Annotated in this window: 13 protein-coding genes and 1 pseudogene; 5 read left to right on the top strand and 9 right to left on the bottom strand. The window is 69.8% G+C overall.

From position 1 onward, the window contains the following. Window positions 1-25: 25 nt before the first annotated feature. Window positions 26-520 (bottom strand): DUF1203 domain-containing protein, encoded by a 495-nt coding sequence (locus ACNFOC_RS39865; RefSeq protein ID WP_416963891.1) that lies wholly within the window; start codon window positions 518-520, stop codon window positions 26-28. A gap of 112 nt (window positions 521-632) precedes the next feature. Here ACNFOC_RS39865 and pepN point away from each other — a divergent pair, with 112 nt between their 5' ends. Further along, window positions 633-3,218, top strand: coding sequence for an aminopeptidase N (pepN, locus tag ACNFOC_RS39860; RefSeq protein ID WP_416963890.1), 2,586 nt, complete (start codon window positions 633-635; stop codon window positions 3,216-3,218). Window positions 3,219-3,295: 77 nt separating this feature from the next. Here the strand turns inward: pepN and ACNFOC_RS39855 are convergent, their stop codons facing one another. From ACNFOC_RS39855 to ACNFOC_RS39845, 3 genes are all read right to left on the bottom strand, one after another. Continuing rightward, complete coding sequence (locus tag ACNFOC_RS39855; protein ID WP_416963889.1) at window positions 3,296-4,054, bottom strand: SDR family NAD(P)-dependent oxidoreductase; 759 nt, start codon at window positions 4,052-4,054, stop codon at window positions 3,296-3,298. A gap of 86 nt (window positions 4,055-4,140) precedes the next feature. Continuing rightward, window positions 4,141-5,385 (bottom strand): sigma-70 family RNA polymerase sigma factor, encoded by a 1,245-nt coding sequence (locus ACNFOC_RS39850; RefSeq protein WP_416963888.1) that lies wholly within the window; start codon window positions 5,383-5,385, stop codon window positions 4,141-4,143. Then, window positions 5,304-6,380: an EamA family transporter gene (locus ACNFOC_RS39845; RefSeq protein WP_416963887.1), complete on the bottom strand. Its 1,077-nt coding sequence runs from the start codon at window positions 6,378-6,380 to the stop codon at window positions 5,304-5,306. The genes ACNFOC_RS39850 and ACNFOC_RS39845 overlap by 82 nt, the downstream gene beginning before the upstream one ends. Before the next feature lie 154 nt (window positions 6,381-6,534). On the opposite strand from ACNFOC_RS39845, the gene ACNFOC_RS39840 reads away from it, so the two are divergent. Further along, on the top strand, window positions 6,535-7,032 hold the full coding sequence (locus ACNFOC_RS39840) for a MarR family winged helix-turn-helix transcriptional regulator (protein WP_416963886.1): 498 nt from the start codon (window positions 6,535-6,537) through the stop codon (window positions 7,030-7,032). Window positions 7,033-7,250: 218 nt separating this feature from the next. On the opposite strand, the gene ACNFOC_RS39835 is transcribed toward ACNFOC_RS39840, so the two are convergent. Together ACNFOC_RS39835 and ACNFOC_RS39830 are read right to left on the bottom strand one after the other, a co-directional pair. Continuing rightward, window positions 7,251-7,448, bottom strand: a complete 198-nt coding sequence (locus ACNFOC_RS39835; protein ID WP_416963885.1) for a hypothetical protein — start codon at window positions 7,446-7,448, stop codon at window positions 7,251-7,253. Between the two features lie 14 nt (window positions 7,449-7,462). Continuing rightward, complete coding sequence (locus ACNFOC_RS39830) at window positions 7,463-7,702, bottom strand: hypothetical protein (RefSeq protein ID WP_416963884.1); 240 nt, start codon at window positions 7,700-7,702, stop codon at window positions 7,463-7,465. 373 nt (window positions 7,703-8,075) lie between these two features. On the opposite strand from ACNFOC_RS39830, the pseudogene ACNFOC_RS39825 reads away from it, so the two are divergent. Then, window positions 8,076-8,831, top strand: a pseudogene (locus ACNFOC_RS39825) (DUF6879 family protein). Window positions 8,832-8,845: 14 nt separating this feature from the next. Then, entirely contained in the window at window positions 8,846-9,697 is an 852-nt protein-coding gene (locus ACNFOC_RS39820) for a helix-turn-helix domain-containing protein (protein WP_416963883.1), read from the top strand. A 21-nt stretch (window positions 9,698-9,718) separates the two neighbouring features. Here the strand turns inward: ACNFOC_RS39820 and ACNFOC_RS39815 are convergent, their stop codons facing one another. Together ACNFOC_RS39815 and ACNFOC_RS39810 are read right to left on the bottom strand one after the other, a co-directional pair. Next, window positions 9,719-9,985, bottom strand: a complete 267-nt coding sequence (locus tag ACNFOC_RS39815) for a hypothetical protein (protein ID WP_416963882.1) — start codon at window positions 9,983-9,985, stop codon at window positions 9,719-9,721. Between the two features lie 408 nt (window positions 9,986-10,393). Further along, window positions 10,394-11,839, bottom strand: coding sequence for an FAD-dependent monooxygenase (locus ACNFOC_RS39810; RefSeq protein WP_416963881.1), 1,446 nt, complete (start codon window positions 11,837-11,839; stop codon window positions 10,394-10,396). A 127-nt stretch (window positions 11,840-11,966) separates the two neighbouring features. On the opposite strand from ACNFOC_RS39810, the gene ACNFOC_RS39805 reads away from it, so the two are divergent. Next, complete coding sequence (locus tag ACNFOC_RS39805) at window positions 11,967-12,614, top strand: TetR/AcrR family transcriptional regulator (RefSeq protein ID WP_416963880.1); 648 nt, start codon at window positions 11,967-11,969, stop codon at window positions 12,612-12,614. A gap of 91 nt (window positions 12,615-12,705) precedes the next feature. On the opposite strand, the gene ACNFOC_RS39800 is transcribed toward ACNFOC_RS39805, so the two are convergent. Beyond that, the gene (locus tag ACNFOC_RS39800) at window positions 12,706-12,984 is read right to left on the bottom strand and encodes a hypothetical protein (protein WP_416963879.1); all 279 of its coding nucleotides are present in this window, start codon (window positions 12,982-12,984) and stop codon (window positions 12,706-12,708) included. Window positions 12,985-13,153: the final 169 nt, after the last annotated feature.

Genomic DNA, 13,153 nt, shown 5'->3' with positions numbered 1-13,153 from the left:
GCTCTGCCCCCTGGACCCCCGCTCCTCAAACGCCGGAGGGGCTGAATGTGGGCCGCTGTACCTCGTAGAGGAAGCAGCCGTACTCGACGGCCCGGACGTGGACCAGTGCCACGGACGGGTCGTCGAACGCGTTCCGGAAGACCTCGTCGTCGAGGGCGTCGACCAGCTCGCCGCCCAGGATGTGACCCTCGGCCGAGTAGCGACGCAGCACGCGGTGGGCGTTCGCGAACGGATACCCGGAGCCGGCCGCAGGCCCCGCGCACTCCTCCGCGTGGATAAACACCGGCCCCTGCTCGTCGTACGCCCCCGGCCGCGCGCCCGTTTCCGCGGCCCAGCGCCGTAGCGGGGCGTACGAGACGAGGGCGATCCGCTCCCCGGGCTCGCTGCGGCGCAGGCAGCAGCGGAGCGGAGCGCCTCCTTCCTCATCGAGTACGGGAACCATTCGGCGCCCCGCATCGTCAGCAGAGCGCAGCTCCTTCAGGACCGTGGGGTCGATGGGCCGTGGCGTGTACGTCGTCATGACACCAGGCTCGCGCTCGTTCGCCCCGCTCACCGGCGGGATACGGACATCGCGTTCTCCGCAGGTCCCGTGGAAGGATGGCGCAACCCACACATAACGAGGAGATGACCGCGTGCCTGGCACAAACCTGACTCGCGAAGAGGCGCGGCAGCGGGCAACGCTGCTCACCGTTGACTCGTACGAGATCGATCTCGACCTCTCCGGCGCGCAGGAGGGCGGGACCTACAGGTCCGCGACGACGGTGCGCTTCGACGTAACGGCGGCCGGTGCCGAAGGCGGTGCCGCGTCCTTCATCGACCTGGTGGCCCCGACGGTCCACGAGGTGACGCTGAACGGCGACCCGCTCGACCCCGACGAGGTCTTCAAGGACTCGCGGATCGCCCTGGCCGGGCTGCTGGAGGGACCCAACGTCCTGCGCGTGGTCGCGGACTGCGCTTACACCAACACCGGTGAGGGACTTCACCGGTTCGTCGACCCCGTCGACCAACAGGCCTATCTGTACACCCAGTTCGAGGTGCCGGACGCGCGCCGCGTGTTCGCGTCCTTCGAGCAGCCGGACCTCAAGGCCACCTTCCAGTTCACCGTGAAGGCGCCCTCCGGCTGGACCGTCGTCTCCAACTCCCCGACGCCCGAACCCCGGGACGACACCTGGGTGTTCGAGCCGACGCCGCGCATCTCGACGTACATCACCGCGCTGATCGTCGGGCCGTACCACTCCGTGCACAGCGTGTACGAGAAGGACGGGCAGAGCGTGCCGCTGGGCATCTACTGCCGGCCCTCGCTCGCCGAGTACCTCGACTCGGACGCGATCTTCGAGGTCACGCGGCAGGGATTCGACTGGTTCCAGGAGAAGTTCGCCTACCAGTACCCCTTCAAGAAGTACGACCAACTGTTCGTCCCGGAGTTCAACGCGGGCGCCATGGAGAACGCCGGTGCCGTCACCATCCGGGACCAGTACGTGTTCCGGTCCAAGGTGACCGACGCCGCGTACGAGGTGCGGGCCGCCACGATCCTGCACGAGCTGGCCCACATGTGGTTCGGCGACCTGGTCACCATGGAGTGGTGGAACGACCTGTGGCTGAACGAGTCGTTCGCCACCTACGCGGAGGCCGCCTGCCAGGCGTACGCCCCCCAGTCGCGCTGGCCGCACTCCTGGACGACCTTCGCCAACTCCATGAAGACGTGGGCCTACCGGCAGGACCAACTGCCGTCCACCCACCCGATCATGGCCGAGATCAACGACCTCGACGACGTGCTCGTCAACTTCGACGGCATCACGTACGCCAAGGGCGCGAGCGTCCTGAAGCAGCTCGTCGCGTACGTCGGCATGGACGAGTTCTTCGCGGGCGTGCAGGCGTACTTCAAGCGGCACGCGTTCGGCAACACCCGGCTCTCCGACCTCCTCGGCGCGCTGGAGGAGACCTCCGGGCGTGATCTGAAGACCTGGTCGAAGCTGTGGCTGGAGACGGCCGGCATCAACATCCTGCGTCCGGAGATCGAGACCGACGCCGACGGCGTCATCACCGCCTTCGCGATCCGGCAGCAGGCCCCGGCGCTCCCGGAGGGCGCGAAGGGCGAGCCCACACTCCGCCCGCACCGCATCGCGGTCGGCCTGTACGAACTCGACGAAGAGACCGGCAAGCTGGTCCGCGACGAGCGCGTCGAGCTGGACGTGGACGGCGAACTCACCGCCGTACCGCAGCTGGTGGGCAAGCGTCGCCCGGACGTGGTCCTGCTCAACGACGACGACCTGTCGTACGCGAAGGTCCGCCTCGACGAGCAGTCCCTCGCGTTCGTCACCGAGCACCTCGGCGACTTCGAGTCCTCGCTGCCCCGCGCCCTGTGCTGGGCCTCGGCCTGGGACATGACCCGGGACGCCGAACTCGCCACCCGTGACTACCTCTCCCTCGTCCTGTCGGGCATCGGCAAGGAGTCCGACATCGGCGTCGTGCAGTCGCTCCAGCGGCAGGTGAAGCTCGCGATCGAGCTGTACGCCGACCCGGCCGCCCGCGACGCCCTGCTCACCCGCTGGACGGACGCCGCGCTGGCGCACCTGCGCTCCGCGGAGGCGGGCGGCGACCACCAGCTGGCGTGGGCCCGCGCGTTCGCGTCCACGGCCCGTACGCCGGAGCAACTCGACCTGCTGGACGCCCTGTTGGAGGGCACCCAGACGATCGAGGGCCTGGCCGTCGACACCGAACTGCGCTGGGCGTTCGTCGAACGCCTCGCGTCCGTGGGCCGGTTCGACGAAGCGGAGATCACCGGCGAGTACGAGCGGGACAAGACGGCCGCCGGTGAGCGTCACGCGGCGACCGCCCGTGCCGCCCGCCCGACCGAGGAGGCGAAGGCGGAGGCCTGGGCGCAGGTCGTCGAGTCCGACAAGCTTCCCAACGCCCTTCAGGAAGCGGTCATTTCGGGCTTCGTCCAGACCGACCAGCGCGAACTCCTGGCGCCGTACACGGAGAAGTACTTCGAGGCGGTCAAGGGGGCCTGGGACACCCGTTCGCACGAGATCGCCCAGCAGATCGCGATCGGCCTCTACCCGTCGATCCAGGTCTCCCAGGACACCCTGGACCGCACGGACACCTGGCTGACGTCCGCCGAGCCCAACGCGGCCCTGCGCCGCCTGGTCTCGGAGTCCCGCTCGGGCGTCGAGCGCGCCCTGAAGGCCCAGGCCGCGGACACGGCCGCTTCGTAACCGGTTCTACGACGACGAAGGGCGCCCGGCGATCCGCCGGGCGCCCTTCGTCGTCCGCTCACCCCGGGAACATGCCGTCAGCCCGGGAACATCCCGCCGGTGACGTTCACGAACGTGCCGGTGATGCCCGCCGCGTGGTCCGAGGCGAGGAACACGGCGGTGGCGGTGATCTCGGCGAGGGTGGGGTTGCGGCGGGTCATGCGCAGGCTCGACAGGTGGTCGAGGATGCCCTGGATCGCCGCCTCGTCGAGGTCGGAGTTGACCTTGGCGAGCTTCTCGACCGTGAGGGTCTCGGGGATGCCGGCGGCCCACAGTCCTACGGCGCGCACCCCGCGCGGGCCCAGTTCCATCGCCAGGTTGCGCACGAGGCTGTCGGTCGCCGCGTCGGCGGGACCGGTGCCGCCCATCATCGGACTGCCGTGCGCGGAACCGCTGTTGAGGGTGAGGACGACACCGCTGCCGCGTTCGGCCATGCGACGGGCGGCGGCGCGGGCGGTGATGAAGTTGGCGCGGGTGCCGTTGATCACCGGCCGCAGGAAGTCGTCGACGGGCATGTCGGTGATCGGCAGGCCCTGCACGTCGCCGCGCGAGACGAGGTTGAAGGACACGTCCACGTCCCCGACGCGGGCGAGGTGTTCCGTGACCGCCGTCTCGTCGAGGGCGTCGACGACGGCCACCTCGGCGTCCTTGATGTCACTGGCCACGGCCTCCAGCGTCTCCCGGGTGCGTCCCACGAGGTGGACGCGGGCTCCCTCGGCGGCGAAGGCGCGGGCGACCGCACCGCCGATCGAGCCGCCGGCGCCGTAGACGACCGCGGTCTTGTCGGTGAGCAGCATGGTGAACTCCTGGCGAGTCGTGTGTCGTTCGTGTCGGCCATACAGACGCACAAGGAGCCCACCGCTCATCGGTCACCCCGCATCGCTCACAGCCGCAGCGGCAGTCCGAAGGCCGGGAACAGGTGCGGTTCGAAGGAGGTGATCTCCACGATCCGGTCGTCGGCGTCGAAGCGGAGCACGTCGAGAACTTGGGCGCGGTAGACGGTCGTACCAGGCCTGCGGACGTAACCCCCGGCCGCCAGCTGGCCGTTGGCGCGGGCGGGGAGATGGCGCCAATGGCCCAGGAACATGGGCGAGTCGGCGTCGAGGCTGACGCTCAGGAACTCCACGAGCGCGTCCCGGCCGGTGAACCAGAACGGGTTCGGCGGCATGGTGAGCGTGACGTCCTCGCTGAGCAGCGCGGCGACCTCGGACAGGTCGAGGCGCTCGGCGGCGGCCATGTACCGCTTGACCAGGGTGCGTTGGTGCTCGGTGGGCCCGTCGGCCGTCCAGTCCGCACGCCAGCCGGGCAGCCGGTCGCGCAGGGTGGGGCGGGCCCGTTGCAGCGCGCTGTTGACCGAGGCCACGGTCATGTCGAGGGCCTCGCCGGTCTCCACGGCGGTCAGCCCGAGCGCGTCCCGCAGCACCAACACCGCGCGCTGGCGCGGCGGGAGGTGCTGGACGGCGGCCAGGAAGACCAGTTCGAGGGTCTCGCGGGAGACCGCGGCGGCTTCCGGCTGCTCCTCGGCGGAGGGCAACTCGTCGTCGGGGTACGGCTGTAGCCACGTGATGCGGGCGGGTGGCTCCCCGCCGCCGTGGTTCATGCCGGGCAGCGGTTCGTAGCGCTTCGGGCGGCGGGCCGTACGGCGCTGGAAGTCCAGGCAGGCGTTGGTGGCGATGCGGTACAGCCAGGTGCGGGCACCGGCCCGCCCCTCGAAGGTGTCCCGGGCCCGCCAGGCCCGCAGGAACGTCTCCTGGACCAGGTCCTCGGCGTCGTCGTACGACCCGGTCATGCGGTAGCAGTGGACCTGGATCTCCCGGCGGTGGGACTCGACGAGGGCGGCGAACTCGCCTTCGTCCACGGGGACTTCCGCGAGCCCCGCGACTTCCGTAACGGGCATGGGCGTGACGGATTCCTGAGCGGTGTCCCGCGCCGTCCGCGCCACCCGCCGGAGCCGTGCGACGGACGACGACAGTTCCGTCACGCCGGAGTAGAAGACGGAAGGCGGCTGCGGCACCAACTCCTCGACCTGGCGCCCGATCTCCTTGATCAGCCCGTCGACTCCGACCCCGCCACCACCGCCCTGCCGCTCCCGGTAGGCCTTCTGCCGGCAGGCGGCGGAACAGTACACGGAACGCCGGCCGGTACGGCCCGCCCGTGCGGTGAGCGGCTTGCCACAACTGGGGCAGGACTCTTCGGCCACGAGCGCCTCCGGCGTTGCGTCACGGTGTTCCCGCGTGACGCTACCCCCCGAACGAGAACGCGAGGGGTACGCGTACCGATCTGCCCGAACACCGTCGCCCCGAACGCCACCGCCATCCCGACCACCTGCACCGGCGCGAGCGCCTGCCCGAGCGCCGCCCAGCCGACGACCGCCGCGGTCAGCGGGGAGAGCGGACCGAGGAAGGTGACCTGGGTCGCGGAGAGCCGGCCGATACCCCGGAACCAGAGCCAGTACGCGATCGCCGTGTTCGCCAGCGCGAGGTACAGGTAGCCGCCGATTGCCCGGCCGTCGAGCGCGGGTGGCGCCCCCTCGACCAGGAAGGCGACCGGCGCGATCAGCAGCCCGCCCGCGGTGAGCTGCCACCCGGTGAGGGCCAGCGGGCCGACACCCTCGGGGCGGCCCCAGCGCTTGGTCAGGACGGTGCCGGTGGACATCGAGGCGGTGGACGCGAGGGCCGCGAGCACGCCGACCGGGTCGAGCGCTCCGGCCGCCTTCAGTACGACGAGACTGACGCCGAAGGCCGCGATCGCGCCGGTGAGCACGCTCCGGGCCGTCGGCCGCTGTCCCAGCAGGCCCGCCGAGAGGCCCACGACGAGCAGCGGCCCGATCGAGCCGACGACCGCGGCCATGCCGCCGGGGAGCCGGTACGCGGACAGGAACAGCAGCGGGAAGAAGGCGCCGATGTTCAGCGCGCCGAGCACCGTCGCCTTCCACCACCAGGCACCGCGCGGCAGCACGCGGGCGAGCGCGAGGAGCACCAGACCGGCGGGGAGGGCGCGCATCAGGCCGGTGAAGAGGGGGCGGTCGGGCGGGAGGAACTGGGTGGTGACGGCGTAGGTGGTGCCCCAGGAGACGGGGGCGAGGGCGGTGAGAGCGGCCGTCAGGACCGGGCGGCTGGCCATGGTGGACGCGCCTTTCAGCAGGGGCCGGCAGAGGCCGAAGCAGATCGAAGTAGGTCGGCGGTAATTAGCTTACAGCTAAGCAACTTAGCATCAAGCCACTAACCCGTGATCCACTTTCTTGCGACCGACCCGCTGACCGGCGGATACTCACCCCATGAGCGACAAGGACCCCGTCGACGCGATCGTCGAGCAGTGGGCGGCGGTGCGGCCCGACCTCGACACCGCCGCGATGGAGGTCTTCGGGCGGATCTTCCGGCTCTCCCGGGCCATGGGCGACCGCATGGAGAAGGCGTACCTGCCGTACGGCATCTCACGCGGCGAGTTCGACGTCCTCGCGACCCTGCGCCGGGCCGACGAGCCGTACACGCTCTCGCCGCGCGAGCTCTCCGCGACCCTGATGCTCACCACGGGCGGCATGACCGGCCGCCTCGACAAACTGGAACGGGCCGGCCTCCTCCGCCGCTCCCCCGACCCGCACGACCGCCGCGGCCTCCAAGTCACCCTGACAGAGAAGGGGTTGACACTGATCGACGAGGCGGTCGGCTCCGGCCTCGCCACCCAGACGGCAGCCCTCTCCGGCCTCACCCCCGAACAGGCGACCCAACTGGCCGACCTGCTCAGGAAGTTGCTCACCTCGACCGAGCGGCGTTGATGACATTGTGGGCGTCTGAGCCGTAGACGGCGGACTCACTGAGGGTCTTCCCACACCTCTTTCCGGGGGTGTCGCTCCGGCTCCGATCCGGTTCCGGGTGGCCATCGCCGCCTGAGCCCACGGACGGCCACGGGAGCGCACACAGACGCCCCGCCGGGCGCGAGTACCGGTGGGGCGTCTCTATGTCCAGGAAGAGCGATGGAGACCCCACGACGGTCCTACGCCGTGGCCGGGGGCCGCTCCGGGGTGCCCACCACCAGCTCGTCACCCGCGTGGAATCGGTCGGTGCCGCCCTCCTCCCAGGCGACGACCACGAACAGGCCGCCCATCGCGCCAATGTCGGTCTTCGCGGTCTTCACCGTGCGCCACTGCCCCTCGTAGCCAATGTGGTCACCAGGCCCCACGAGGGCAGCCACCCTGGTTGGGGTGGTCACTCGTCACCCCGAGCGACCTTGATTCGGGTGAGCGGCACGTCCCATTCCACGCCGCCACCCTTGGGCCGTAGGAACGCCTGTCGGCTGATCACCTTGCCCGACCCCTTGAGGCGCTCCTCAATCACGCCGACCAGTTCGCCGGTCCGCTGGTGCGCGGTGTCCTCGACGAGCGTTCCCGCCGGGTAGGGCAGCTCGCCGTGCGCGAGCATCGTCGGCGGCTTCTCGTGTGTCGTCACTCATGGCCCCCTCGCTGAAGCGCTCGGGCCAGGCGATCGGCCACGTCGGCACGCACACGCCCCAGCTCAACGAGCTTCAGGTCAGGGGACGCGGGTTCGACTCTCAGGGAGGGGAAGACGATTCCGTACTCGGTCAGTGCTGCTCGCAGGGACTCAACCGCCGCATGAGGGTCGACGTCCGCCGGTTTCTTCGTTGCCATGAACGGGACGCTAGGGACGAGGGATTGGGGCGCGACAGGCTGTTTTCTCGATTTTTCTCGCACCCTCTCTTGCTTGGCTCAGTTTTTCTCACGAAGGTGGTGGGAACCCATGGCCCAGGGCGTGCAGCCTGGTGATGCTGGGGTGATCAGCCTCCGGCGAAGGGACTCTGATCATGGCTCGACGACTGCGCTTCAACGGAACGGGCAGCGGTGGCGGTTCCTGCCCCGCGATTCACGAGGATCTCGACACGGGCGAGGTCATCGTGCACGGGCCGTGCCTCACCGACCCCGAGGCACTCGCCCAGCTTCAGCACATCGACAAGGACGAGATCCCGATCGTCATGCCCCGCAACGCGCTGATCGACTTCGGGCCGAAGGACCGCGAGACCGAACCGCGCATCCTCGACCCGGCGACCTTCGCCCGGCTGTTCGAGAACTTCCAGCACAGCGCGTGGCACCTGGAGATGCGCCGCCGCTACACGGTCGACGAACAGACCGACACCTACGCGCAGTTCGCCCGTGGTGAGACGCCGACGTGAGACATGGAAGGACCGTGGGCCCGCACCATCCACCCCAAGACGCAGGACGGCGCGGACGTCGGACGCGTCCGGATCGTCGACGACCCGCCGACTGAGGGACAGCGATACCTGCTCGCGCACGCCGAGTACAACGATGCGTTGGGCGAAGAGGTCCGCAACATGTGGCGCGAGGACGCCAAGCGCGTCAACCTCCCTGACGAAGACTTCTGGATCTTCGACTCACACATCGTCGCCCTGTGCATCTTCGACGATGATGACAACCTCACGGGTGCCGAGCTGATCTCGGAGCCGGCGCGCGTCAACCAGTACAACCGGCTGCACGACATCGCGCGGCACTACGCCGTTCCGTACAAGGACTTCGCGGCACACGTGGCTGCGAAGGGAGACTAAGCAGGTGGGTGCCGGTGAGCACGGACTATCAGCAGGCCCGCGAAGGGCTCGGCGTGCGCCTGAGAGAACTTCGGCTCACGGCCTCTGACGGTCGGCTCACCGGTACCGCGCTCGCCCGGAAACTCGGCTGGCCCAACTCGAAGGTCTCGAAGCTGGAGTTGGGCAAGCAGACGGCCACCCCCGAGGACCTTCAGCAGTGGGCCGAGGCATGCGGCCAGCCTGCCGCGTATGACGAACTGCGGGCCAGGCTGGCGGGGTTCGAGTCGCACATCCGCTCATGGCGTCGCCAACTGACCTCAGGGCACAAGTCCGTCCAGGATGCCGCCGCAGCGGAACATGAGCGAACGCAGGTCCTCACCATGTGGGAAAACTGCCTGATCCCCGGCATGTTGCAAATCCCGGACTACGCCCGGCATGTCTTCGTCCGGCACGCCGAACTCATGCGGTCGCCACGGGACACGGAGGACGCCGTACGTGCCCGAATCCAGCGGCAGGAGATGCTGTACCAGCGAGGCCGCAAGTACCGGATCATGATGTGGGAAGGCTCTTTGCGCTCCCTGGTCTGCCCGCCCTCTGTCCTCGCTACGCAGCTCCATCACCTCGCTGGCGTCATCGGCCTGGACACCGTCGAACTCGGCATCATCCCGTTCAGCGCCTCGCTGAAGATCTGGCCGGGCAACAGCTTCTGGGTCTACGACGAACGCCTCGTGATCGTTGAGGACTGGCACGCGGAACTGTGGCTCGACGACTCGGCCAGCGTCGCCACCTACCTGCGCGTCTGGCAGACCCTCAGCGAGTCGGCCGTCTACGGAGCTGACGCCCACAACGTCATCAACGCCGCCAAGCGCGCGCTGAACCCGAGTTGATGACGTTGTGGGCGCGCTGGGTCACAGCACCCCGAGCGAACTCATCACGAGCAGGCACAGGGTCAGCGAACCCGCGAACGCACCCCCGCCGAAGAGGAACGCGGGTCCCATGGGGGTGTTGGTCTTGTGGCTGATGAGTCCAGCCACAATGCCGACAATGATGGAGACCAGGGCGCAGATGATGACGATCAGCACCTTGACACCGAGATTGAGCTTCACTTCCGACCTTTCCCATTTCGGGTGGCGGTCGGGGGCTCTGCGGCGTGCAGCACTCAGCCCGACCACCACATACGTGTGGTCCTGCTGAGGCCGTGCCGACGTGTCTTGGCTCTCGGTGCCTTGCCAGGGCTGCGCTTGGCGATCCTCCCTTTAGCGCCACGCGGGATTCATCGCACGCGTGGTCTCCAGGGCTTGAGCTGGCCCGTTGACCCTGCCCGGGAAACGTCGGGTCCCAGGGAGCGCGGATGGGTTGGTCTCCAGGGTCAACTGTACTCGGCGCGATGTCGGTTGACGGGTCATCTGGGCCGAGGCTCGCCTTGGGGTCGCCCGGGGCCTCATGGTCGCGGGATCCTGCTCGTGCCCCGCTGCACCTGCCCCCACCACACCTGCGCTCCCGTCCGGTGACACCCCCTCACTCACACTCACACCTCACCTGACCAGAACCTCGGCCCCATCCCAACTCGACTGGGATGGCGATCAGTTGTGTCCACACTCGACGTGCTCGGCGACCGCCGCCCCGACCGCGGACGGGTCGGCGGTGTCGGCCGCCCAGGCCACGTACCCGTCGGGCCGGACCAGCAGTGCCGTACGACGGTCGCTCGCCCAGTGCTCCACGGTCAGCCGGTTCTTGCGGGTGGCCCGGTTCTCGTACGGCTCCGGGGTGATCAGTACGAAGCGGCCGCCGCGCAGCGCCTCGTAGAGGCGGGTGCCGCCGGCGAGGGTCACGTCCGGGGCCCGGGTGCCGACAAGGCGGTGGGAGCCTCGGGGTGCCGGGTAGGTGTAGCCGATGCCGGTGAGTTGACCGAGGGCCTTGCGGCGGGCCGGGGCCGCGTGGTCGAGGACCGTGGTGAGGGCCGCGCGCAGGGCGAGGGTCCAGGGGCGCTTGGCCATGGCGAGGCGGACGATGCCGCCGCTGCTGCGGAGGACCGCCCTGCCGACGGGGTGGCGCTCGGACTGGTAGGTGTCGAGGAGGGTCACGGGCGCGTGGCCGTCGATCACCGCGGCCAGCTTCCAGCCGAGGTTGGCCGCGTCCTGGAGGCCGGTGTTCATGCCCTGGCCGCCGGCCGGGGTGTGGACGTGCGCGGCGTCGCCCGCGAGGAACACGCGGCCCACCCGGTAGGCGGGCGCCTGGCGTTCGTCACTGTGGAAGCGGGACATCCAGCGGGCGTCGCGCATCCCGAAGTCACGGCCGAGGGCGAGCCGCGCGATCTCCCTGACCTCGTCGAGGTCGAGGGGCTCGCCGTCCGGAACGTCATGCGCGCGGTTCCAGCCGATGACGCGGTAGTAGCCGTCGCCGAAGGGCGCGATGAAGGCGAAGGCGTCGCCGACAGTGGCCACGGTGAGCAGGGTCTCGGGCTTCTCGTCGAGCCGCACGTCCGCGAGGACCACGGAACGGATGACCGAGCGCCCGGGGAAGGGCAGCCCGATCGCGTCCCGCACCGCGCTGCGCATCCCGTCCGCCCCGACGACGTACGCCGCGCCCAGCGACTCGGTCACCCCACCGGGCCCGCGCACCTCGACGGTCACGCCGTCCGCGTCCTGCGCCAGCCCGGTCATCTCGGTCTCGTACCGGAAGTCCGCCCCCGCCTCGACCGCGCGCCGCAGCAGCGCCTTCTCCACCTCGTACTGCGGGAGGACGAGGAGGTGGTTGAAGCGGGAGGGGAGTGTGGTCAGGTCGACGGTGAGGCGGCCGAACAGGCGGAGCCTGTCGAGGGGTTGACCCACGGCTTCGAGCTCGTCGGCGAGGGCTCGGGCGTCGAGCTGCTCCAGGGCGCGGGCGTGCAGGACGAAGGCGCGGGACAGGTTGCTGATCTTCCGCGGGCGCTTCTCCAGCACGGTGACCGGGACGCCGGCGGTGGCGAGGTCACCGGCCAGGAGCAGGCCGGTGGGGCCGGAGCCGACGACGATGACAGTGCGGTTCATGGTGACCTCCCGGGGTCAACACCTGTTTGCCAACACTTGTTTGCCTACGCTTGCTTGCCAACGCTCGTTGGCCAACATAAGACTCGCTCCCTGGACTGTCAACAACTGTTGGCCTACGCTCGTTGGCATGAACGACAGCACCAGCACCAGCAGCGGCCCGGATTCCGAAACCGGCACAGGCGTCGGCACAGACACCGGCACCGGCGCCAGCACAGGCACCGGCACCCGCCGCTCCGACGCCACCCGCACCGCCATCCTCGAAGCCGCCCGCGAGCGCTTCGCCACCGACGGCTACGAGCGCGCCACCATCCGCGCCATCGCCAAGGACGCACACATCGACCCGTCGATGGTGATGCGCTACTACGGCAACAAGGAGGGCCTGTTCGCGGCGGCCGTCTCCTACGATCTGCGGCTGCCGGACCTCGCCGCGACCGCGCGGGACGAGGTGGGGCACGCCCTGGTGGCGCACTTCCTCGCCATGTGGGAGGAGAACGAGGAGCTGACGGCGATGCTCCGGGTCGGCGCCACGAACAAGCGTGGGGCCGAGCGGATGCAGGCCACCTTCCGGGACCAAGTGATGCCGGTCGTGCGGCAGGCGTGCCCCGACCCGGAGCAGGCCGCGGCGCGTGCCGGGCTGGTCGCCTCCCAGCTCCTGGGGCTCGCGCTCACCCGCTACGTACTGCGCTTCCCGCCAACCGTGGCACTGGCCCGCGAGGAGGTCGTGGCCTGGCTCGGGCCCACGGTGCAGCGTTATCTCACGGCACCGAGCCCGTGAGCGGACCCGCCGGGGAACCTGCCGTAGGACATGCCGAAGGCGCCCGCCTCACCGCTGTGGGTGATGTGGGCGCCTTCCGGAAAAGGTGAGGTCAGACCTTGGCGTCGACGGCGGTGCCGGTCTTGCCGGACTTGGCCTTCGGCGCACGGTCCTTGGACTTGTCCAGCGCCATGACGAGGCCCGCGATGACCGCGAACAGGGCGAGCGGGCACAGGACGTAGAGCCCCAGCGTCTCGACGACGCTCAGGCCGTGGCCCGGGTCGTCACCGTCGTCGCGGGTGAGCGCGAGCGCGGGGGACGTCATGAGCAGCATCATCAGCGTCGTACCGGCAGCCAGGGCACCGGCGCGCAGGGCGTTCTTCTTGTCCACACTGCCAAAGTAGCGAACGCCCGAACGAGCCGCGCGCCCGGGGGTGCCGTATGGGGCGCCCGCGCCTCACGGCCCCCCGTCGCCGCCGTCCCCAGAACCCGCCTCCGCGTCTCCCGAACCGCCTTCTGAGACGCCTCCTGAGACGCCTCCCGGACCGTCCCCTGAGACG

Source organism: Streptomyces colwelliae (genome assembly GCF_048158785.1).
Taxonomy (GTDB): domain Bacteria; phylum Actinomycetota; class Actinomycetes; order Streptomycetales; family Streptomycetaceae; genus Streptomyces.
The sequence above is the reverse complement of the archived record's forward strand: the minus strand, read 5'-3'. Positions and strand labels throughout refer to the sequence as shown.